This is a genomic window from Corynebacterium sanguinis (genome assembly GCF_007641235.1).
GTDB classification, from domain to species: domain Bacteria; phylum Actinomycetota; class Actinomycetes; order Mycobacteriales; family Mycobacteriaceae; genus Corynebacterium; species Corynebacterium sanguinis.
The window spans coordinates 2,061,373-2,081,321 of the sequence record NZ_CP038157.1 but is presented as its reverse complement, the minus strand read 5'-3'; the positions used below and the strand labels follow the sequence as shown (position 1 = coordinate 2,081,321).

The window sequence follows — 19,949 nt, the reverse complement described above, 5'->3', positions numbered from 1 at the left end:
ATGGCTCAATCTGACACTAAGTTTAAGCAGGACCTGAATGCTCTCGTTGGAGACGATGAGGCTGAAAAAGTACTCTACCAGGCAAGATTGCGCTGGCCATCACTTAGAGTGTATCGAGAGCTGGAGATTACTCCTGAAACTGCCGCGAGTAATGGAGAAATTTTCGACACTAGCCAGAAACTCCGGATGAACCAACAGAGCCAACAGGATACCCATTCGTAAGCGGATTTGGCGATGGGTTACTCGGCAAACTCAGCTCATTAAACAAAGTACTATAAGTTATACTTATTTTAAGAGTAAAACTATTTAGGAGCTTAGATGGCAAAGGAAAAGCAGGAGCAACGATCGATCGTTAAAGTAGTCTATTTTGACCAGGATACAGCGTCTGACTACTTAGATATCGTTGCAGGAGGCAGTCTCGAATCAACCAAAGAGACCATTGGCACGAGGACTGTCGAAACCCATGCCAGCGTAGAAGCTAAACTCAGTGCAAAGCTTAGTTGGCTTCCCTTTATCGGCGGTGCAGGCGAACTGGGAGCCGGGGCTGAAGCCTCTCTAGCCGGCGGAAGTATTTTAAGCAAGACGCTGTCAAACACGATCTTGACTGACTACCTGGAATCTTCTAGTGGCGATCTAAGAATTTCAAAACTGAATGGGTTTCGGGTTTATGCCGCCGAGAATTCCATGGCTTTCATGAAGATGTTTACGCCATACATGATCGCAGCTCGCGCAGAAGACGCTGACTTCAATATGGCATTGATGGATGAAGCGCTGGAGAAGGCGAAGGGTTATTACGAGCTAATCGGCGAAGATGCGACTCAACGCAAGATTGTCTTGCGCTTCAACATCCGCGCCTTCCGGAACAGTTACGGACTCTCGGATCTATCACGAATGAACTTAGTTTTTCATGGCATTGAAGTCGGTCATACTACGGAACTGAGTTTGAATATTGAGTCAGAACTAGCTCAAAACTCTTCCCGAGATCTTAAACTTGCTAGCTTCATCGAAGAATCTCACTCTGATTCATCCGGAGCCTCTGGCGATAACAAGCTGCCGGTTTACGACATCATCCTGGCCGGTGTAGAAAGCGGTGCGTAATGGCGACCCATGACATGAAGGCCTATATTTACTATGGACCTTCATCCTGGTTTAAAGCAGAGACAGCAGGGCTGGAGGCGGAATCGTTACTAGATATCGTTTACGAGCTCGACAACCTCAATAGACAGTTCAGCATCGTGGATAAACGCGCCTCCAGCCCTTCGGAGACAGAGCCTGAAAATGTCGAGGAAGGCCCGGAGCATGTTTTGGCAGAATCTGGAGACTACGCCAGTCTGACAGAAGCAACGATCTCAAATTTTGCAGGGTTAGTGCGGTCAGTTGGTCCGAAGAATATCTATTTGAATAATCCTCCTGAGCTCGTTAGATCTCACCTTGAACGAGTGGCCGAGGTTGAGGAAGTTTCTTACGAGCTAGGCAGTTTTGATGCGCGAGTGCTGCAAGAGTTCAACGCTGATTTCCAAGACCACCTCGTAGGCCAAGACTCGGTTAAGAGCGAACTTCTTGCGGCGATGTATCAGTTGACGCGTCAGAATGTAGATGGACCCGTTGTCGTGATGTTTTATGGGCCATCAGGGGTTGGTAAAACCGAGACTGCGAAGTTTATCAGTCGCCTCACGGGAGGATTGCTTTTCCGAAAGCAATTTTCAATGCTACACAGCGAAAAATTTGCCTCTTATGTTTTCGGAGGAAGTCACCAAGAACCCTCGCTCGCACTGGACCTGATGGAGAGAGAATCAAGTGTAATTCTCTTCGATGAGTTTGATAAAGCAAGTTCAGTTTTCCATAGCGCCTTCTATGAGCTGTTTGACGAGGGTGTGTTGGAAGACAAGAACTATAGAGTAAAGGTTGGCAGGTCGCTGATTATTTGTACGTCGAATTACGGTTCAGAGAGTGCAGTGAAAAAGGCGCTAGGCGAAGCGCTTTACTCAAGGTTCGATGCCTTTATCGAGTTCCATCCGTTAATCGGTTTCGAGGTGGAGAAAATTATCGACCGGTTGGTCGATGTGAAGTTTAAAGAGCTGACTCATAAAGAGGCATCCATCCTCAATGCTGATGAACTCAAAATAAATCTTAAGAGCCACTCGAAGCAGCTCGGTAATATTCGAAAACTGAGTAGCGTGATTGATCAGATTATTGGTCATAAATTAGCAATGGCTCTTCTGGAGACAGCGGAAAGTATCAATCCTTAGTCGCCTTAGCTCTGGGCATTCTTGTTACGCCCATTTAACCTAAAACCGCCTCATTGCGTCCGCCAGTTGTGGCTTAAAGGGCCCGGCGCTGGCCAATATTCAAACATGACGGTATCAGGAACTTTACAGAGGTAGGCTGGCCTCCTGGAGCATCTCGCGTCCGCTTGACAACACCTCGTATATGTTGCGTGATGCTTGGCGTACACAGAAAAAGGCAGTCGGTAGCACCGGCTGCCTTTTTTGATTTCCGAACACGGTGTCGAACACGTAACGATCACTGTCGCGCACCGGCGCTAGCGTTCGGGGCATGACTGCTACTCCTGACACCTCCGGCCCACAAACCACGCTGGCCGACGTGAACTCCTTGCGCGCCCGGCGCGTGACGCTGCACTCCAACAGTGACTTGGACGATTTCTCCGCGGCAGCACGGCGCATCGCGGAGGACATTGCCGACCACCCGGGATCGCCCGGACGATCCATTATCGGCGCGGTGGCTCTGGCGGCGTTGGTCATCATCGCCGCAGGCGTTGTGGCGGGCCTGTTGTTCGATGCCGGGGCCGTGCTCATGGAAAGTCTGGGCAATGGATCGTAAGGGAGTCGGGTGCGCGCTTCTAGTCGGCGTCGCCTTCCTCATTGGGCTGCTGATGTGGGCTCTCGCGATTGCTCTCGTCATGCTCGCCGGGGTTGTCGCACTCGGCGGGATCATCGTGGGAGGGGGCATCGTCGCACATGCGGTCAGCGAGGTAAAAAGAGCGCGCGAGGTCGATGAGATCGGGGAGACGGTAGCCCAGATGAGCGTTGAATCTGAACGCGACCTGCTGGCGACACTCGTTGACCTGGACGAGCTGATCCGCACCCGTGGTGTGGGCACGTCCTTGGAAGGCACGCTCTACACCAACCCCGCGGCTTTGCGCACCGAACGCAGGAGGCTAGAGACCATGCTCACGCGCCTGTCCGTCGCTCCGGACACGCCCAGCAGGCTCGCCGCCGTTGTAAGTGCTGAGACCCTGCGCGTCAAGGTCAACGCGGTACTGGACGGGGCCTCATAAACGCGATGCGGGATTCGGCCACTAGACTCGCACCCGTGCTGCGAACCATGCTGAAGTCCAAGATTCACCGAGCGACCGTCACGCAGGCCGACCTCCACTACGTCGGCTCATGCACCATCGACGCTGACCTCATGGAGGCTGCGGACATCTACGAGGGTGAGCAGATCGACGTCGTTGACATCAACAACGGCAACCGACTGACCACCTACGCCATCACGGGCGACCGGGGCACGGGCGTGATCGGCATCAACGGCGCCGCCGCCCGCCTGATCAGCCCCGGCGACCTCGTCATCATCATCGGGTATGCGCATTACGAGGAGCAGGAGCTTAAGGACTACAGCCCGCGGGTCATCTTCGTCGATGAGAACAACAAGCAGGTCGAGCTCGGCGAGGACCCAGCCCACGCGCCGGCGGGTTCCGGCCTGATCAACCCGCGCCACCCGGACTAAGCTCGCGAACCCGGCAGCACGCCGCGAATTGTGAGACGCTATCTCACGATGTCTACACAGCAGGTTAAAGGTAACGTCGCCGAAGTCTTCTCCGTCTTCCTCCGCCTCGGGCTGACCTCCTTCGGAGGGCCGACGGCGCACCTCGGCTACTTCCGCGACGAGTTCGTGTCCAGGCGCAAGTGGATGAGCGAGAAGACCTACGCCGACTTGGTCGCCCTGTGCCAATTCCTGCCCGGGCCCGCCTCAAGCCAGGTAGGCATGGCGGTCGGGTTACAACGCGCCGGCTACCTCGGCATGTTCGCGGCGTGGTTCGCGTTCACCATGCCGTCGGTAATCGCGCTTGTACTCTTTGCCCTTGGGGTCGCGGTCATGGGGGACATCTCCGACGCCGGGTGGCTGGCGGGCCTGAAAGCCGCGGCGGTCGCCGTCGTTGCGCACGCGGTTCTCGGCATGACAAAGTCGCTGATCACCGACAAGATCCGCGCGGGTATCGCCCTGGCGGCATTCATCCTTGTGCTTTTAATCCCCAACCCGTTCGTCCAGGTCGGCGCGATCGTCGTTGGTATGGTCGCGGGGCTCGCAGCGCTCCGGGCGACTCCCGATGCAGACGATGACGTTGGGTTTAGCTCGCGGGTGCCGAAGAGCGTGGCGTTCGCGACGCTCGCGGTTTTCGCAGCCCTGCTCGTGCTTCTGCCTGTGCTCGCGGCCGCGGCCAGCAGCACAACAGCCTTTATCGCTGACACCTTCTACCGCGCCGGTGCGCTCGTCTTCGGCGGCGGCCACGTTGTCCTACCGCTGCTGGAGAGCGCGACCGTGCCCACCGGGCTGGTTGACCACGACACCTTCCTCGCCGGGTACGGCGCCGCGCAGGCGGTGCCGGGTCCGCTGTTCACCTTCGCCTCCTTCCTCGGCGCATCCGCCCAAGGGGTGCACTGGGCGATCGGGGCCGTGGTGGCGACGATCGCGATTTTCCTTCCCGCCGCCCTCCTCGTCCTCGGGGCGTTGCCGCTGTGGGAGGGCTTGCGCAAGCACGCGGCCACGGCGCGCGCAATCGCTGGTGCGAACGCGGCCGTGGTGGGCATCCTCGCCGCCGCGCTGTACGACCCTGTATTCATCGCCGGTGTGACCTCCGCGGCCACGATGGCTGTGGCTGCGGCATCGTTTACCGCGCTGCAGGCGTGGAAACTGCCGGCGTGGGCGGTCGTGATTGCCGCCGCCGTCATCGGTTTGATCGCGCTGTAGCTCAATAGAGCAACCTGGCACTCTCCCGTAAGCGGTGTATTCTTGGACACGTACATTAAAAATTTTCGTTACAGCAAAGGAAGTGTCATGACTGACATTAAGAACGTTTCCGTCATCGGTTCAGGCGTCCTGGGCGCCCAGATCGCATTCGTCGTCGCTCACGCCGGGTTTAAGGTCACCGCATGGGACATCAACGACGACGCGGTTGAGGCCGCCAAGGGACGTTTTAAATCCATTGGCAAGTCCATGATCGCCGACCTCGACACCGCTAGCGAGGAAAGCGTCGCCAAGGCTCACGAGAACCTCTCGCTGACCACGGACATGGAAGCAGCCGTCGCTGAGGCGGACATTATTATTGAGGCAGTTCCGGAGAAGCTCGACCTGAAGCGCTCCACCTGGGAGAAGCTGGGCAAGGCAGCACCGTCGCACACCATCTTCTGCACCAACACCTCGTCGCTGCTCGGCAGCGAGATTGCGGACGCCTCCGGCGACCCGAAGCGCTTCGTCAACACCCACTTCGCCAACCGCGTATGGGTCAAGAACATTGTTGAGATCATGCCGAACCCGGAGACGGACCTGAAGTACCGCGACATTGTCGAGGAGTTCGCCCACGAGGCTGACCTCGCACCCGTCGTGCTGAAGAAGGAGCAGCGCGCCTATCTCCTCAACACCATGATGGTTCCGTTCCTGCAGGCAGCGCAGTACCTCTACGTCAACGATGTCGCTGACGTCGACCAGATTGACAAGGACTGGCGCATCGCCATGAGCACCGAAGTGGGACCGTTCGAGATCATGGACATGATCGGCATGCGCTCCATCGTTAACGTTACTGAGGGTTCCGGCGAGGACCAGCCGGAGTGGAAGAAGAAGTTCACCGAGATCGCCAAGCAGATGATCGAGGAAGGTCGCTCCGGCCAGGGCGACGGCGAGGGTTTCTACAAGTACGACGACAACGGCAACAAGATCGAGAAGTAACCCGCCCGCGGTAGGGGTGCCGACCTGCTGATTTGTCGGATAGCGGGGGCGTGTTCTATCTTTTAGGAGTCGCAAACGACAGAAAGAACGCGCCCCGTTCGTCTAGCGGCCTAGGACGTCGCCCTCTCACGGCGGTAACACGGGTTCAAATCCCGTACGGGGTACAACCAGCCCGGATTCCTGCATGGAGTCCGGGTTTTTTCTAACCCAGCGCGCGCAGGTAACACACCCGCGTGATCACTTCCTGGCCCGCCCGCAGCAGTACACCGAGGCTCGCCCACGCGCGTGTCGACGGCCGCGAGATCGCCTCAATCACAAAAGCCACCTCGCCACCGGCGCGCCGCTCCACCACGAAGCGCTCCTCGCCGCGCTCCGGGTGTCCGGGCAGCGCCGCGTACACAAACCCGATGCGGTTCGGCTCGTCGATGACCTCGGTAACACGGCAATAGAACCGTAAAGGGAGCACGCTCGGGCTCATCTCGACGATCGCGCCGGGAGTGACGCGGGGCACGCTCGACCGCACGCGAAACGCGCTGCGCTGCACCTGCCAGGACATGAGGCGTTCGCCTGCGGCGTGGAAGGGGGCGTCGATAAGCACCTCGCGGCGAAACCGCGTAGCGGGCGCGCCGGCATCGACAAGCATCGGCGCCTGCGCGCGCTTGGCGCTCGCAACCCGCCCCGGTAAAACGCCCAGGCTACGCGTCGGTCTTCGGTCCAAGCTCGGCCTCCAGCACCTCTTGGGCGACCTTCATCGCGGACAGCGCGGCGGGCGCGCCACAGTAACCACTGGCGTGGATGATCGCCTCGGTGATCTCCTCGCGGCTCAGCCCATTAGTCAGCGCGCCGCGCACGTGACCGCGCAGCTCCTCGGTCGCGCGCAGGGCGACGAGCATGCCGATGTTGAGCAGGCTGCGGTCGCGGCGACTCAGCCCCTCGCGCGTCCACACCGACCCCCATACGGTGGAGGTGATGTGGTGCTGCAGCTCCTCGCCGTCGGAACCCTTCGCGCGGGCGAGTGCAGCCTCGACGAACTCGTCGCCCATCACCTCGCGGCGCACGTTAATGCCAGCCTCAAAGCTGTTGTTCGGGGAAGTGGAATCAGTCATGCCACTCTAGTTTATGCGCGTGCTTATCGACGCCCCACCTTCCCCAAACTCAGGCTGCTCAGGGCGTTACTGCTCAGCGAGGACCCTTCAGCCGGTACAGGCGTCGGCGTCGCGCTCGGCAGGGTGACGTAGTCGGGCAGCGGCGCGGGGGCGTCGATAGGCTGCTTCGCCGGCGCCATGTCCGCACCGAGGTCCTTGGCGAAGATAAGGCGGGTCGACTCGTAGACGCGCTCGGTGTTTTCGTTGAGCTCGAACACGCGTGCGCCGCGCAGGGTGTGCTGGTCGCGGGTGCCGTCGCGAAGCCCGTAGGGTGCGAAGCCGGTGCCGGGGCAGTAGCCGAGCTCCACGCCGTAGTAGTCACCGTAGAAGCTGTTGATGTGGTCGTGGCCGCAGTAGATGCCCTGGACGTCGCCGCGGTCGCGCACGGCGGCGTGGATGCCGGAGTTGAATGCGCCGTAGTAGACGTCCTCGTGCTTGACCCCGTCGATGTTGTGCTTGCGGGCAGCGGCGTTGTGGTCGATGCCGGAGGTCTTCGCGGTCCCGCCGAACCACATGTCGCGGTGCTCGTAGGTGGGGATGTGGAAGAACATCAGGCCCGGCACGGGTGCACCGAAGCGCGCCTCGGCGGCGCGGGAGCGCCCGAGGTACCAGTCGATCTGGGCGGGGCGGATGTAGTCGTAGTGCGGCACGTCCTCGCCGGCTGCTTCCTGGAAGTCCTCCGGCATGTAGTTGCCGGAATCCACCAGCCACACGGAGTAGGAGGCTCGGGCCGCGTCGTGGGCGGAGGCGATGAGCAGGTGGGCGTCCGAGTGGCCGAAGGGGCGATCACCCGCCGGCGGGTTGAGGTTGTACTTGTAGGTACGAACGAACTCGGCGATGTGGGCTTCGGTGACCCCGGTGCCGTGCTCCTCGATGGAGTCCTCGTCGTGGTTGCCGAAGGTGATCGCCCACGGGATCGCGCGGGACTCCATGGGCAGGACCACGTTGTTGACTGCCTGGTAGACCTGCTCCGGGGTGGTCGGGCCGCCATCGATGACGTCGCCGTTGATCAGCGCGAAGCCGGGCTTTTCGGCGTCGAGGACGCGCTCCATGAACTCGATGGTGCGGTGGTCGGTGAGGTGGTTGTCCTGGGTGTCGTTGAACTGGATGATCTTGAAGCGACCGGAGGCGTCGAAACGCAAGGGCATGGGCGAGTCCGCGGCGCGCTGGGCCTGAGCGGCGGCGCGCGACGTTGCTGGAAGCGAGGCGGCGGCTGCTGCGGTGGCCGCGCCGAAGAGCAGTGAGCGGCGCGTAAGGGACAGGGCGGGAGGTGTCTGATCGGCCATGAGAGTTCGGGGTTCCTTCTCCGGGAGACGTGTGGGGCGACTTTGACCCTGCGACACAATAGAGCAGCGTTATGAACTTCGGTTTACCCGTGCGTTAACGAAACGGTAAAAGCTGCTTTTTCACAAAATTTTTTCGTGAATCGTTCTCAAATCGGCCCCTAGGAAGGCGAGCGCGTTGTATGGTACACGCAAGCATCACTAGTTTCTGTGAGCTAAATTACTTCTGTATTTTCTTACCGGGAAGGACAATGATGGGGTACATCAAGAAGGGGCGGTTCGCCGCCATCCTGGCAGCGGGTCTGCTCGCCGTCGGGGCTGAAACCACGGTTATGGCGCAGACGGGCATGTCCGCGAACCTTGCGCTGTCGAACGTGATCTTCACCCAGAAAGTCGGCGAGATCAAGGGCAAGGATTTCGACCTCTTCGTCGACACCGAGGCCATGGAAAACGGCAACGTTGGCGTGTCTCGCCTGCACTTTAGGGACGCCGTCATTTCGGATCTGTGCATGTCCGCGCCCATCCAGCTACCGGGCATGGGAGCCAAGAAATTCCAGATGCTCGTGCCCGGTGAGGGCACCACCGCGACCAACCTGGTCATCGGCGCCAAGGAGCTCTCCGGCTCGATGACAATGATCAACCCGCACATCGGCATCGACGCAACACAGCTCAACGATCGTGCCCTGCCTGGCTCTTTCGGGCTGAACGCCGCGGGCCTGAACGCAACCGACCAAACAATTTACGCCTCGTCGATCTCCGCCGACAGCCTGACAGCGCGCGGCGGAAAGATCACGGTGGAGGAGGCTGACGGTGGGCAGTGTTAAATGGGTACCCGGGGTCAGCGCCGACAGAGACGATGACTTCTTCTTCGAGGACGACGTCGACACGGCGATAGTGCCAGTCGCGTCCGAGGTCGAGCCTGAGGACATCGCCGCCGACCCCGCACGCCCGACGTTTACGGAACGCTTCTCCGCGTGGACGTCGAAACGCCCCTTTGCAGGCGGGCTGCTGATGTTCCTGGCGGGTGTCGTCATCCTCACCCCGGCGTATATGTCGTTCGAGGTCTCCAACATCCAGGTCCAGATCGCCACAATGTCCGGGGTGTCCACCCTGCTCATCGGCGTGCTGCTGATGTGCTGCGGCCTGATGACGTGGTTCCAGCCCGAAGGCAGGCTACTCGCCGGCGTCGCCGCGATCATCCTCGCGGTCGTGGCCATCCCCACCTCGAACTTCGGAGGCTTCATCGTCGGCGCCCTGCTCGCGCTCATCGGTGGGGCGCTGGCCCTGTCGTGGGTGCCCGGCGTTAAGCCTGCGCGGCGCTCACGTCGGCGCCGGCGCGCCGAAGCAGCGAAGGAAGGATAATGGCACCGCGACTCAAGACGCCCCGTGGGCGTCGAATAGCACTGAGCGTTGGCTTTACGACGCTCACCGCAACCGCAGTGTGCGCCGCCGCGCCGACGGTCACGGTGGCGCAGATCCCCGCCATTGACCAGCTGCTCGCCCCGCTGCAGCAGGGCAACGCCCCGCAGCCACCTCTACCGCCGGAGCTGCCAGAGCCGCTGCCCTCTCCACTGTCGGCGCAGCCGCAGCAGGTCCCCGGCTTCGAGGGCATCCCCATGCCGCCGCAGCTGTCCAGCGTCCCGCTCGCGCTGCCGGAGATTCCCGGGCTGGACTTCGAACCGCCCGCCCCGGTGGAGGGGATGGGTTTGCCCTCGGGCACGACCTATACGGTCCAGTCGGACTCGACGGCCCTGACGGGCAACGTAAAACTGTCCTACGTCACCATCGACACCGCGCAGGGCCCGCGCGCGGCGATCCGGATCGACGCGGACAAGGTCGTGCTGGACAACCTGCGCGTGCGCTTCCCGAGCAGCTTCGAGGGCACCCCGGACCAGTGGCAGCGCTCCGGGCCGGGGGTGACGACCACCCTGACAGGCAACTTCCACATTTTCGTGCAATCGATGAAGGTGACTCCTCAGATCGCCGGCATTGCCCTGCCGGTGCCGATTGAGCTCAACGCGGATATGGTCGGCGAGGAGCTCGCGCAGAAGCTCAAGCAGGTCGGCGCGGGAACGCCCGATGCCCTGTCGGAGAACCTGGTCATGCTCGATGGGACGATGGAGACCTACTACATCTCCTCCGACATCTTTACGGGAGACTTCCTCACCATTAGCGAGTAAAGTTACGCGCCGTGCGCTCGCCGCAACCGGAAAACGCATAAGGTTGTAATTATGTCATTAGAACCCCTGCCCGGCGTGCTTTCCGCCATCGGAAATACCCCGCTCGTGGCCCTCGATCAACTGCGACCGCCTGGGGCCGGGCCGCTGTGGGGCAAACTCGAGTCGTTCAACCCCGGCGGCAGCGCGAAGGACCGCACCGCGCGCGCCCTCGTTCGTGACGCGCAGCGCCGCGGCGTGCTCACGAAAGACAGCGTGGTCGTCGAATCAAGCTCCGGCAACCTCGGGGTCGCCCTCGCCCGCGAAGCGGTGCTCGGCGGATGGGAGTTCCACTGCGTGGTCGACAGGCGCACCAACGCCTCAACGCTGGCGCACATCCGCGCCCTCGGTGCCACGATCCACGAGGTTGAGCGGCCCGACTTGGAAACGGGGGACTGGCTCGTGGCCAGGCGCGCGCTCGTGGCCGCGCTCGTCGATGAGCTCGGTGCGATCAACCTCGACCAGTATTCCAACCGGGCCGCGTTCAGCGCCCACGAGGAAGGAACGATGCGCGAGATCGTCGAGCAGCTCGGCCACGCCCCCGACATCCTCGCCGTCGCGGTGAGCACCACGGGCACGGTCGGCGGCTGCCTGCGCTACGTTGCCAAGCACAAGCTACCCACCCGCGTCGTGGCGATCGATGCGCAGGGCTCTGTGCTTTTTGACGGCGCTCGCGGAGCTCGCGTCCTGCCCGGCTACGGCGCGGGAGTGGTCACCGAACTCTCCACGCTCAACGAGCCCGATGAGGTGATCCGAGTACATGCCCGCGATGCGGTGAACGCCGCGCGAACAACGGCACACGCCACCGGGTTTTTGCCCGGAGCGTCGGGCGGGGCGGTGGCGTGGGGCGTCGATAAGCTCGCGCGTGACAATCCGGGAGCCGAGATCGTCGCCATTTTCCACGACGACGGCCGCGCCTACTTGGACACCATCTACAACGACGAGTGGGTCGCGGAAAACGTCACTGACCACTAGGTGCCCTTGACGTTGAGGATCTGGCGCAGCTTGTGCTCGACGCTGACCAGCTTCTCCGCGTCCACCATAACCTGGTCGATGTCCTTGTAGGCATCCGGGATCTCATCCACCCACGCGTCGCCGGGGCGGTAGACAATCCCGCCCATGCGCTCGTCCAGGTCCGCGGCGGTGAACCGTTTGCGGGCCTCGGTTCGCGAGAAGCGTCGGCCCGCGCCGTGCGGTGCCGAGCGCAGCGCCGGGGCGAAGCCTTTGCCCGACACAACGTAGCTCGAGGTTCCCATCGAGCCAGGGATGAGCGCCTTGACGCCCTCGTCGGCGCGGATCGCGCCCTTGCGGGTCAACCACACCTTCTGCCCGTAGTGCTCCTCCACCTGGGTGTAGTTGTGGTGGCAGTTGATCCGCTCGGCCTCTGCCACCTCGGCACCGACGAACTCTCCCAGCACACGAGCGAAGCGGTCCATCATCTCCTCGCGGTTGAGCCATGCGAAGCGCTGCGCCCAGGCGAGATCGGCGATGTAGGAGTCGAACTCGGCCGTGTCCTCCACGAGGTACGCAAGGTCGCGGTTCTCCAGCAGTACCCAGTGCTTATCGCACTGCTCCTGGGCCGTGGCGATGTGCTTCTGAGCAATCTTGTTGCCCACCCCGCGCGAGCCGGAATGCAGGAACATCCACACTCGGTCCTCCTCGTCGAGGCACAGCTCGATAAAGTGGTTGCCGCCGCCGAGCGAGCCGAGCTGCTGGCGCCACTTCGGGGAGTGCGACAAGTCAACGCCTGTGTCTTCGGCCAGCTCGGCGAGCTCCCGGGTGCGTGCCTCGGCGCTGCCGCCGAGGATCCATTCGTTGTAGTTGCCGGGGGACAGCGGGATCGCCGCCTCGATCGCGTCGCGTAGGCGGGTGAGATCGCCTCCAGCCAGGTCGGTGGCGGTGAATCCGGTGCGCACGCCGATCATGCCGCAGCCGATGTCGACGCCGACGGCAGCCGGAATCACGGCCCCGATGGTGCCGAAGACGGTGCCGACGGCGGAGCCCATGCCGTAGTGTGCGTCTGGCATCAGCGCGACGTGCGGGTGGACAAAGGGCAGGCGGGCGAGCTGGTTGGCCTGCTCGGTGACGTTGTCGTCGACAAGCGAGGCGAAAACCTCGACGTGGTGGTTGGTATTAACGGGCCGCGAGGAGAACCGGTTTTTACTACTGGGTCTGCCCCGCTTGTTGCGTGCCATGGAAATCTCCTTCACTCGTGGCGTGACATTCTGGTGCACCTTCGGGTACGTCGTACCCACAGTGCCGCCACAAGGGGGAATGAAAAACCGGCACCGTGGATGTGTGCGTCTCACGATGCCGGGCGCGGTGGTTTTTTAACTCTTTACGCGCACAAGGCCGGGGCCGTGAGACACAGCCTGCTGTTGGAGCAGGTAAAATCGCGACAGGTGCTGCAGGTATGCGCGCATGTCGTCCTCTCCAATCGTGTAGATGTGTCCCGAAAGTATCTTGCTGCCCATCGACGCCGCCTTCAGGCGCGGCGGATGAGCTAGGTCCAGACGCTACCACGACTTACCGGGTATGCGCCAGAGTGTATGACTAAGCTATCTGCGAGACGACGCACAACATCAACCGAGGACGGTAGTGGCAAAAGTGAAGGTAGCGATCATCGGCGCAGGCCCGCGCGGGCTGTGGGCGGCCGAGGAGCTGATGGAGCACGCCCGCCAGCGCGGCGCGCGCATCGATCTGACTGTGTTCAACGACGGGCCGCTGGATTCGGCGAGCGGGATCGGGGCGTTCCAGCCGACGGTGCCGCAGCAGTGGCTGCTCAACGTCCCAGCCCATGTGATTGAAACGCGGCTCGGGTCCTTCAACGAGTGGCGCGGCGCGAGCGACCCGTTCGCCCCGCGGCGCGAGGTCGGGCGGTTCCTGGCACGGTCGTGGCAGGCGCTTGTCCAGCACGTCCCGCGCGGGTGCACGGTCGAGGTGCGTGACCTCAAAGTCACCGAGCTCGTCGCGGTCGGCGACCGCTTCGCGGTGCACGGCTCCCTTTTCGACGAAGTCCTGCTGTGCACCGGACACGCCGAGGCGACACCCGTTGCTGGGGCGATCGCGGCCTACCCCCACACCAACCTCGACGCGATTGCGCCCGAGGACGTCGTGCTGGTGCGCGGGGCGGCGCTGTCGTTTATGGACGTTGTGCGCTACGCGCCGGCGCGGGCGTTTTTCCCCGTGACCCGCTCGGGGCGGTTCATGGAGGTCAAGGCCTATCCTGCGTGTGAACCGGACCTGGGCCGCTTCAGCGATGCGATCACCACCAGCGCCTCCTACGAGGAGTTTGTCTCCGTGCTCACCGAGGCGGCGCGGGTGGTCCTCGACGCCCAGGGCGGCAGCGGGGACGTGGGCGTGGTCATCGCGGGCGAGGATTTTACCGGCGATGCGGTGGCCGAGCTGCGCGCCTCGCTGGCCGCAGCCACGGGTGAGCGGCCGTGGACGGCGGCACTGGCCGTGGGCTACGTCTGGCGCGCGCTCTACCCCGCGATCATCCAGCGCGCCTCCTTCGGCGGGCGCGACACGCTCGGCGGGCAGCGCTTCTACCGGCTCACCCGTGTTCTCGAGCGCGTCGCGTTCGGCCCTCCGCCCGAAACGGCCCGCGATCTCGTCGACGCCATCGATGCCGGACGCGTGCGTACCGACGTCCTTAGCCGCGGCGACGAGGACCTCGCGGAGCTGGCGAAAGAGGTCGGGGCCAGCGTCATGGTCGACTCGGTCACCGCCGCGCCGGGCGTCGTCGAGGGCACGCTCGTGGGCGACCTCGTGGCCGCGGGCCTCGCCGGCACCTACGACGGCGTGAGCCTGAAAGTCGCGCGCGACGGCACGGTCGACGGCCAGTCCCACCTGGCCGCAGCCGGGCGGATGAACGAGGGCTGGATCCTCGGCCACGACACGCTGCGCCGCGACAAGCACGAGGTCATCCCCGCGTGGGCCGACCGGGTCTCCGCGGCCGCGATGGCGCACCCCGGGCGCGTCCACGGTGCCCCGCCGCTGACCGCGCGAACGGAAAACTGGGCCGCCGACCTGGTCGCCAACCCCGAGGCCTGCCAGGACCTGCTGGACACCTACGCCAGCCCAGTCAACGTGCTCGACCCCGGCCCGATGGAGTCCAACATCAACGAGCTCGTCGAGGCCGGCAAGCGCTGCGGGGTAGAGGTCAAAGTGTTCTTCGCGCGCAAGGCGAACAAGGGCTTGGTCTTCGTCGACGCGGTGCGCGACGCGGGCCACGGTGTGGACGTGGCCAGCTATGACGAGCTGCGCCAGGTGCTCGGCCGCGGCGTGGCCGGTGAGCGCATCATCGTCTCCGCCGCGATCAAGACCGACCATCTGCTGCGCCTGGCCATCGAGGGCTCCGCGGTGATCTCTGTGGACAACCGCGACGAATACGACCGGGTCGTGGCTCTCGCCGGCGAGAACACCGCGCTCGTCGCGCCGCGCCTCGCCCCGGACCCCTCCACCATGGCCCCGACGCGCTTCGGTGAGCGACTCACGGCCTGGGCCGAGCACCTCAGTACGATCGAGCGCAACGTCCGCGTCGTCGGGGTGCACGCGCACCTGCACGGTTACGCGGCGGCGGATCGATCCGCAACCATCCGCGAGTGCATGCGGCTTATCGACTCCCTGCGCGCCGCAGGCCACGCCCCCGAGTTCATCGACATCGGCGGCGGGGTGCCCATGAGCTACATCGACGACGCCGAGCAGTGGGCGAACTACCAGGCCGCGATCGCGGCGCAGCGCGCCGGTTACGCCGAGCCGTTCACCTGGAAGGCGGACCCGCTGACCACGACCTACCCCTACCACCAACACCCGACCCGCGGCGCGTGGCTCGAGGAGGTCTTAGGCGGCGGCGTTGCGGACGAGCTGCGCGAGCGGGGCTTAAGGCTCCACCTCGAGCCGGGGCGCTCGCTTCTCGACGGCTGCGGGCTCATCCTCGCCCAAGTCGCGTTCGTGAAAACGCGTAGCGACGGCGTGCCCCTGGTCGGCGTGCACATGAACCGCACCCAGTGCCGCACCACCTCGGACGACTACCTCGTCGACCCGATCCTGGTCAAGCGCACGCCGCCGTCAGATGAGGTCGAGGCCTTCCTGGTCGGCGCCTACTGCATCGAGGACGAGGTGATCCTGCGCCGCAGGATCCGCTTCCCGCAGGGCGTCTCGGCCAGCGATATCATCGCGATCCCGAATACCGCCGGCTACTTCATGCACATCCTGGAGTCGGCCTCGCACCAGATCCCGCTGGCGAAGAACGTGGTGTGGCCCTCCGGCGAGCTCGACGCCATCGACCAGCCCAGCTAGTTCTCGTGCGCCACGACGATCACGGTGCGCTGCGGCTTCGGCCCGGGCAGCGGCGAGTTGAGCAGCATGTGCGTCAGCGTCGCCGAGTCGTCGGGGGAGAGGTGGGCCGTGGGTTCGTCGAGAAGCAACACGTCGGTGTCGCTGCACAGCGCGCGGGCAAGAAGCAGGCGGCGTCGCTGCCCCGCGGAGAGCGAATCGGCGCCGTTGTCCAGAACGAAGTCGAGCTCGAAGGGGAAGCCGACGGCGGTAAGGACTTGCGCGGCGAGGGCGTCGTCAAGCGAAGGCGTGCCCACACGCAGGTTCTCGCGCACCGATGTCGAGAACACCCACGCGTCCTCGGCGTAGAACCGAGCGTTCGCCGGGGCGAGCGCTTCACCCGAGGCGGCGGGGACGAGGCCCGCGAGCGTTTCCAGCATCGTCGTCTTGCCCGAGCCCGAGGGCCCGCGCACGAGCAGGCGCTCGCCGGGCTCGACGCGGAAGTTCCACACCGTATCGCCGTAGATGGTGCGCAGGTCGCGCGCCTCGACGGTGTCGGATTCCACGGGGCCGGCGACGGCGGCGCGCTGTGTGTTCACTAGCGCGCTCAGGCGCGCGGCCGAGCGAGAGGCGTCGTCGGCGTGGCGGGCGGCCGCGGGCAGGGGCCCGTGCGACTCGAACGCCGCCAGCGACAGCATCACCAGCATGCCCAGCCAGGTCGGCTCCCCGCTGTAGGTGGCCACCGCGATCGCGGTCACTCCAAGCGCCGCCGCGCCCGTGGCTAGGGTCTGGATCGTCTCCGCCGCAACTGTTGAGCTCTGCGCCGCGAGCCTTTCGCGCGTGACGCGTTGCGACGCCCGAGCGACGTCATCGACCAGCGCCTCAGCGCGACCGGCCGCGGCGAACTCCACGCGGTGCTGCAACACCTGGTCGAGGCCGACGGCGAATTCGGCGGATTTCTCCACCTCAAAGGCGCGGCGATACGAGCGCGCGGCGATGCGCGGCACCACGAACCCGGTCACGCAAAGCGCTGCTGCCATCACCAGCGCGGCCGGCGGGCTCAGCCACGCCGCGAGCGCAAGTGCGGCGATCGAGACCACCACCGCAACGAGGCGGGGGATGTGGCTGCGCACCAGAAAGTCCGTGACCCGCTCGGTGTCGTCGACCACGTAGACGTGGCCCTGTCCGCGCGAGGTCGCAGCGGACGAGGCCAGCGCGTCGTAGACTTTCGCGCGCAGCTCGCTTAGCGCGCCCAGCGCCAGCTGGTGAGCGACGATCCGGTCGACGTAGCGAAACACCGCGCGTGAGATGCCCAATCCGCGCACAGCGGTGATCGCCACCGACAGGTGCAGCACCGGGGGCATCTGCCACGCCCGGGTGATCAGCCAACCGGACAGCACCGTCAGGCTCAGCGCGGACAGCAGCGTCACCGCTGCGGCGGCGACCGCCAGCGCAACGGCCCCGGGTTTGACCCCCGCGACCCGCAGCAAGGATATGGCGTTTCTCACAGGTCCACCACCTTGTCGGAGGCCTCGGCGACGCGCATGTCGTGGCTGGCGACCAGTACCGTGCGCCCGCGCTCGGCCGCGTCGCGGATCGCGTCGAGCACCTCGGCGACGCGCTCGGGGGACAGATGCGCGGTGGGTTCGTCGAGAAGCACAATCGGCGCGGGCGAGGCGAGGGTGCGGGTCAAGCCGATCAGTTGCAGCTCGCCCGCGGAGACGCCGCGCGAGGCAGGGTCGATGAAGCGCTCGGGTTCGACCGTCGGGGCCAGCGGGGTGGGAGTGACGGGCGCGCCGAAGAGCTCGAGGTTCTCGCGCACGGTGCCGGGCACCGTCGCGGGCCGCGCCGCGAGGAAGGCCACCTCGCCGCCCACGGCGATGCGCCCGCTGACGTCGGTATCGGGCAGCGCGCCAAGTATGGCGAGGAAGGTCGTGGACTTGCCCGTCCCGTTCGGCCCGCGCAGCACGGTGACCTCGCCGGGGTGGGCACGGAACGACAGGTTGTGGGGCAGCGTGCCGTCGCGCCCGGTAACGCTCAGGCTGTCCACCTCCACGCCGGACCGAGCAGGCGTGAGGTAGGAGCCAGCGGTGGCGGTGGGGGCGTCGATAAGCGATAGCACCTTATCCACCGCCTCGAGCCCGTCGGCGGCGGCGTGGTAGTTCGCGCCGACCTTGCGCACGGGGTTGAACACCTCGGGCACCACGATGAGCACGACTAGGCCGGCGAGCAGGCTGATGTCGCCGTAGACCAGGCGCAGGCCGATACTCACCGCGACCAGCGCGACGGACAGCGTGGCCAGGAACTCGAGCGCGAACGACGACAGGAACGCCAGGCGCAAAACGCCCATCGTGGAGGCCGCGTGCCGCGCACCGGCGTCGCGGATGTGCTCGCCCGGGCGTGTCGACGCCTGCATCGCGCGCAGCGTCGGCGCTCCACGCAGCAAGTCCGCAATCTGGTGGCCGAGCGCGGTGGAAACACGCAGACGCTGCTCCGTGCGCGCGGCGGTGAGCGTGCCGATGAGCACCATAAACGCCGGGATCAGCGGCAGGGTGACCAGCGCGAAGACACCGGCGACGACGTCGAAGGAGAACACCGCGACCAGCGCAATCGGCGTTGCGATCACCCCTGCGACCAGCGAGGGCAGGAAATCGGTGAGGTAGGGCCTGAAGTCGTCCATGCCGCGGGTGAGCACGTGGCGCCACAGGGCGGCGTCGCGCTCGACGGCGCGGGGATCCTGGCGCGCCAGCGCGGTCAGCGCCTTGCTGCGCAGCACGTCGATGGTGGCGCCAGCGGCGTGGAGCGAGGCGCGCTGCGCCGCCGCTGCCGCCGCGCTGTGGGCGAGGATCACAGCGGCGAGCGCTGCGAACAGCAATACGTAGTTCACGTCGCGCCCCTCAACGGCGGAGGCCGCGATCACACCAAGGAGCGCACCTCGCGCGACGACGAGAGCGGTGGTGACCCCCTGAGCGATTCCCGTGCGCAGGATGAACCGGCGCACCGGGGGCGCAAACCGCACAAGGCGGGGGTCGACAGGGGAGGCCACGGTGCTTCTTACACCTTCACCCTCTGCCTGAAGGACCAGAAGGACCACGCCTGCGCGACGATCACGGCGGGCAGGATGATGATCCCGGCCCAGCTCATAATCCTCAGGGTGTACGGGTTCGATGCCGCGGAGTAGATGTCCCACCCCGGGTGGGCGCTGGTCGAGGGGATGACGTCCGGGAACAGGGAGCCGAACAGCACCACGCAGACTGCGGCGATGGCTATGGTCGTGGCGGCGAAGGCGAACCCATCGCGATTGGCAAAGGTTGCGCCGATCGCCGCGGCGATGCCAAGCGCCGCCACCGCCACGGCAATCCAAGTCCACTGCGCCCCGGCTACGTTCTGCAGCCACACGACGTACAGCAGGGAGACGATCGCGGTCGGCGCGGCGAGCCAGCGCAGTGCCAGGGTGCGGGCGCGGCCGCGCAGCGGCTCGTGAGCCTTCAACGCGACGAAGATCGCGCCGTGCAGCGCGAAGAGCAGCACGAAAGCGAGGCCACCGGCAAGCCCCAGTGGGTTGAACAGGCCGACAAAGCCGTCGGTGAAGGAGCTGATTCGGCCCTTGTCGTTGAGCGGCACGCCGGCGACGAGGTTGGTGAAGATCAGGCCCCACAAAAAAGCCGGGAGGTAGGAGCCGAAGGTGGTGCCGATGTCGCAGCGGCGGCGCCACTGGGCAGTCTTGCCTTTTACACGCCACTCGAGGGAGACGCCGCGCACAATCAGGCCGACGAGGATGAGCACGAAGAGGAAGAAGAACCCCGAAAGCAGGGTTGCGTACCACTCGGGGAAGGCCGCGAAGATGGCCGCGGCGGCGGTCACGAGCCACACCTCGTTGCCGTCCCACAGCGGCCCGATGGTGCTCACCTGCGCGGTGCGCCGGCGGTCGTTGTCCTCGGGCGTGTCACCTCCGACGAACGGCAGCAGCATGCCCACGCCGAAGTCGAAACCCTCGAGCACAAAGAAGCCAGCGAAGAGCACGGCAATCCCCAGAAACCAGATCGTGTTGAGATCCATCA

19 protein-coding genes and 1 tRNA gene are annotated in these 19,949 nt (G+C 64.4%); 13 read left to right on the top strand and 7 right to left on the bottom strand.

Annotated elements, in window-relative coordinates; all coding sequences use genetic code 11:
* Positions 1 to 318: 318 nt before the first annotated feature.
* The 8 genes from E3227_RS11750 to E3227_RS10030 all read left to right on the top strand — a co-directional run bounded on the left by E3227_RS11750 (position 319) and on the right by E3227_RS10030 (position 6,128).
* Positions 319 to 1,098 (top strand): DUF6414 family protein, encoded by a 780-nt coding sequence (locus tag E3227_RS11750; protein ID WP_222422308.1) that lies wholly within the window; start codon positions 319 to 321, stop codon positions 1,096 to 1,098.
* The gene (locus E3227_RS10060) at positions 1,098 to 2,249 is read left to right on the top strand and encodes an AAA family ATPase (RefSeq protein WP_144318359.1); all 1,152 of its coding nucleotides are present in this window, start codon (positions 1,098 to 1,100) and stop codon (positions 2,247 to 2,249) included. Before E3227_RS11750 ends, E3227_RS10060 begins: the two co-directional genes overlap by 1 nt.
* Before the next feature lie 307 nt (positions 2,250 to 2,556).
* Positions 2,557 to 2,841 (top strand): hypothetical protein, encoded by a 285-nt coding sequence (locus tag E3227_RS10055; protein ID WP_144318358.1) that lies wholly within the window; start codon positions 2,557 to 2,559, stop codon positions 2,839 to 2,841.
* A complete protein-coding gene (locus tag E3227_RS10050; protein WP_144318357.1) occupies positions 2,831 to 3,298 on the top strand; it encodes a hypothetical protein in 468 nt (155 codons plus the stop codon). The genes E3227_RS10055 and E3227_RS10050 overlap by 11 nt, the downstream gene beginning before the upstream one ends.
* A 35-nt stretch (positions 3,299 to 3,333) precedes the next feature.
* Positions 3,334 to 3,747, top strand: coding sequence for an aspartate 1-decarboxylase (gene panD, locus E3227_RS10045; protein ID WP_136649419.1), 414 nt, complete (start codon positions 3,334 to 3,336; stop codon positions 3,745 to 3,747).
* A 48-nt stretch (positions 3,748 to 3,795) separates the two neighbouring features.
* A complete protein-coding gene (gene chrA / locus E3227_RS10040; protein ID WP_144318356.1) occupies positions 3,796 to 4,989 on the top strand; it encodes a chromate efflux transporter in 1,194 nt (397 codons plus the stop codon).
* Between the two features lie 87 nt (positions 4,990 to 5,076).
* Complete coding sequence (locus E3227_RS10035) at positions 5,077 to 5,964, top strand: 3-hydroxyacyl-CoA dehydrogenase (protein WP_144318355.1); 888 nt, start codon at positions 5,077 to 5,079, stop codon at positions 5,962 to 5,964.
* 91 nt (positions 5,965 to 6,055) lie between these two features.
* Positions 6,056 to 6,128, top strand: a tRNA-Glu gene (locus E3227_RS10030).
* Positions 6,129 to 6,166: 38 nt separating this feature from the next.
* Here the strand turns inward: E3227_RS10030 and E3227_RS10025 are convergent.
* From E3227_RS10025 to E3227_RS10015, 3 genes are read right to left on the bottom strand one after another with little or no spacing between them, the layout of a single operon-like run.
* Complete coding sequence (locus tag E3227_RS10025) at positions 6,167 to 6,607, bottom strand: DUF1990 domain-containing protein (RefSeq protein ID WP_144318354.1); 441 nt, start codon at positions 6,605 to 6,607, stop codon at positions 6,167 to 6,169.
* Between the two features lie 52 nt (positions 6,608 to 6,659).
* Positions 6,660 to 7,070, bottom strand: coding sequence for a carboxymuconolactone decarboxylase family protein (locus tag E3227_RS10020; protein WP_035106267.1), 411 nt, complete (start codon positions 7,068 to 7,070; stop codon positions 6,660 to 6,662).
* Positions 7,071 to 7,093: 23 nt separating this feature from the next.
* Positions 7,094 to 8,395 carry a metallophosphoesterase family protein gene (locus E3227_RS10015; protein ID WP_144318353.1) on the bottom strand — a complete coding sequence of 434 codons (1,302 nt, stop codon included), beginning with the start codon at positions 8,393 to 8,395 and terminating at the stop codon, positions 7,094 to 7,096.
* A gap of 248 nt (positions 8,396 to 8,643) precedes the next feature.
* Here E3227_RS10015 and E3227_RS10010 point away from each other — a divergent pair, with 248 nt between their 5' ends.
* The 4 genes from E3227_RS10010 to E3227_RS09995 are packed head-to-tail and all read left to right on the top strand — an operon-like array spanning position 8,644 to position 11,583.
* The gene (locus E3227_RS10010; protein ID WP_311198205.1) at positions 8,644 to 9,216 is read left to right on the top strand and encodes a DUF6230 family protein; all 573 of its coding nucleotides are present in this window, start codon (positions 8,644 to 8,646) and stop codon (positions 9,214 to 9,216) included.
* Positions 9,203 to 9,754 (top strand): DUF6114 domain-containing protein, encoded by a 552-nt coding sequence (locus E3227_RS10005; protein WP_144318352.1) that lies wholly within the window; start codon positions 9,203 to 9,205, stop codon positions 9,752 to 9,754. Before E3227_RS10010 ends, E3227_RS10005 begins: the two co-directional genes overlap by 14 nt.
* Complete coding sequence (locus E3227_RS10000; protein WP_246062678.1) at positions 9,754 to 10,572, top strand: hypothetical protein; 819 nt, start codon at positions 9,754 to 9,756, stop codon at positions 10,570 to 10,572. The genes E3227_RS10005 and E3227_RS10000 overlap by 1 nt, the downstream gene beginning before the upstream one ends.
* A gap of 51 nt (positions 10,573 to 10,623) precedes the next feature.
* Positions 10,624 to 11,583, top strand: coding sequence for a pyridoxal-phosphate dependent enzyme (locus E3227_RS09995; protein ID WP_144318351.1), 960 nt, complete (start codon positions 10,624 to 10,626; stop codon positions 11,581 to 11,583).
* Here E3227_RS09995 and E3227_RS09990 read toward each other — a convergent pair.
* Positions 11,580 to 12,803 carry an RtcB family protein gene (locus E3227_RS09990; RefSeq protein WP_144318350.1) on the bottom strand — a complete coding sequence of 408 codons (1,224 nt, stop codon included), beginning with the start codon at positions 12,801 to 12,803 and terminating at the stop codon, positions 11,580 to 11,582. The genes E3227_RS09995 and E3227_RS09990 overlap by 4 nt on opposite strands.
* A gap of 469 nt (positions 12,804 to 13,272) precedes the next feature.
* Between E3227_RS09990 and E3227_RS09985 the strand changes: the two genes are divergently transcribed.
* Positions 13,273 to 15,912 (top strand): FAD/NAD(P)-binding protein, encoded by a 2,640-nt coding sequence (locus E3227_RS09985; RefSeq protein ID WP_246062959.1) that lies wholly within the window; start codon positions 13,273 to 13,275, stop codon positions 15,910 to 15,912.
* Here E3227_RS09985 and cydC read toward each other — a convergent pair.
* The 3 genes from cydC to cydB are packed head-to-tail and all read right to left on the bottom strand — an operon-like array spanning position 15,909 to position 19,947.
* Positions 15,909 to 17,396 (bottom strand): thiol reductant ABC exporter subunit CydC, encoded by a 1,488-nt coding sequence (gene cydC / locus E3227_RS09980; protein ID WP_144318349.1) that lies wholly within the window; start codon positions 17,394 to 17,396, stop codon positions 15,909 to 15,911. The two genes, E3227_RS09985 and cydC, sit on opposite strands and share 4 nt — an antisense overlap.
* Complete coding sequence (locus E3227_RS09975) at positions 17,393 to 18,934, bottom strand: ABC transporter ATP-binding protein/permease (RefSeq protein WP_006840885.1); 1,542 nt, start codon at positions 18,932 to 18,934, stop codon at positions 17,393 to 17,395. The genes cydC and E3227_RS09975 overlap by 4 nt, the downstream gene beginning before the upstream one ends.
* An 8-nt stretch (positions 18,935 to 18,942) precedes the next feature.
* Positions 18,943 to 19,947, bottom strand: coding sequence for a cytochrome d ubiquinol oxidase subunit II (gene cydB, locus E3227_RS09970; RefSeq protein WP_092148138.1), 1,005 nt, complete (start codon positions 19,945 to 19,947; stop codon positions 18,943 to 18,945).
* Positions 19,948 to 19,949 lie beyond the last annotated feature (2 nt).

Excerpts from the sequence above, each read along its gene's own strand:
- E3227_RS11750 (WP_222422308.1), top strand. The coding sequence starts at position 319 with ATGGCAAAGGAAAAGCAGGAGCAACGATCGATCGTTAAAGTAGTCTAT.
- E3227_RS10060 (WP_144318359.1), top strand. The coding sequence starts at position 1,098 with ATGGCGACCCATGACATGAAGGCCTATATTTACTATGGACCTTCATCC.
- E3227_RS10055 (WP_144318358.1), top strand. The coding sequence starts at position 2,557 with ATGACTGCTACTCCTGACACCTCCGGCCCACAAACCACGCTGGCCGAC.
- E3227_RS10050 (WP_144318357.1), top strand. The coding sequence starts at position 2,831 with ATGGATCGTAAGGGAGTCGGGTGCGCGCTTCTAGTCGGCGTCGCCTTC.
- chrA (WP_144318356.1), top strand. The coding sequence starts at position 3,796 with ATGTCTACACAGCAGGTTAAAGGTAACGTCGCCGAAGTCTTCTCCGTC.
- E3227_RS10035 (WP_144318355.1), top strand. The coding sequence starts at position 5,077 with ATGACTGACATTAAGAACGTTTCCGTCATCGGTTCAGGCGTCCTGGGC.
- E3227_RS10025 (WP_144318354.1), bottom strand. The coding sequence starts at position 6,607 with ATGCTTGTCGATGCCGGCGCGCCCGCTACGCGGTTTCGCCGCGAGGTG.
- E3227_RS10020 (WP_035106267.1), bottom strand. The coding sequence starts at position 7,070 with ATGACTGATTCCACTTCCCCGAACAACAGCTTTGAGGCTGGCATTAAC.
- E3227_RS10015 (WP_144318353.1), bottom strand. The coding sequence starts at position 8,395 with ATGGCCGATCAGACACCTCCCGCCCTGTCCCTTACGCGCCGCTCACTG.
- E3227_RS10010 (WP_311198205.1), top strand. The coding sequence starts at position 8,644 with ATGATGGGGTACATCAAGAAGGGGCGGTTCGCCGCCATCCTGGCAGCG.
- E3227_RS10000 (WP_246062678.1), top strand. The coding sequence starts at position 9,754 with ATGGCACCGCGACTCAAGACGCCCCGTGGGCGTCGAATAGCACTGAGC.
- E3227_RS09995 (WP_144318351.1), top strand. The coding sequence starts at position 10,624 with ATGTCATTAGAACCCCTGCCCGGCGTGCTTTCCGCCATCGGAAATACC.
- E3227_RS09990 (WP_144318350.1), bottom strand. The coding sequence starts at position 12,803 with ATGGCACGCAACAAGCGGGGCAGACCCAGTAGTAAAAACCGGTTCTCC.
- E3227_RS09985 (WP_246062959.1), top strand. The coding sequence starts at position 13,273 with ATGGAGCACGCCCGCCAGCGCGGCGCGCGCATCGATCTGACTGTGTTC.
- cydB (WP_092148138.1), bottom strand. The coding sequence starts at position 19,947 with ATGGATCTCAACACGATCTGGTTTCTGGGGATTGCCGTGCTCTTCGCT.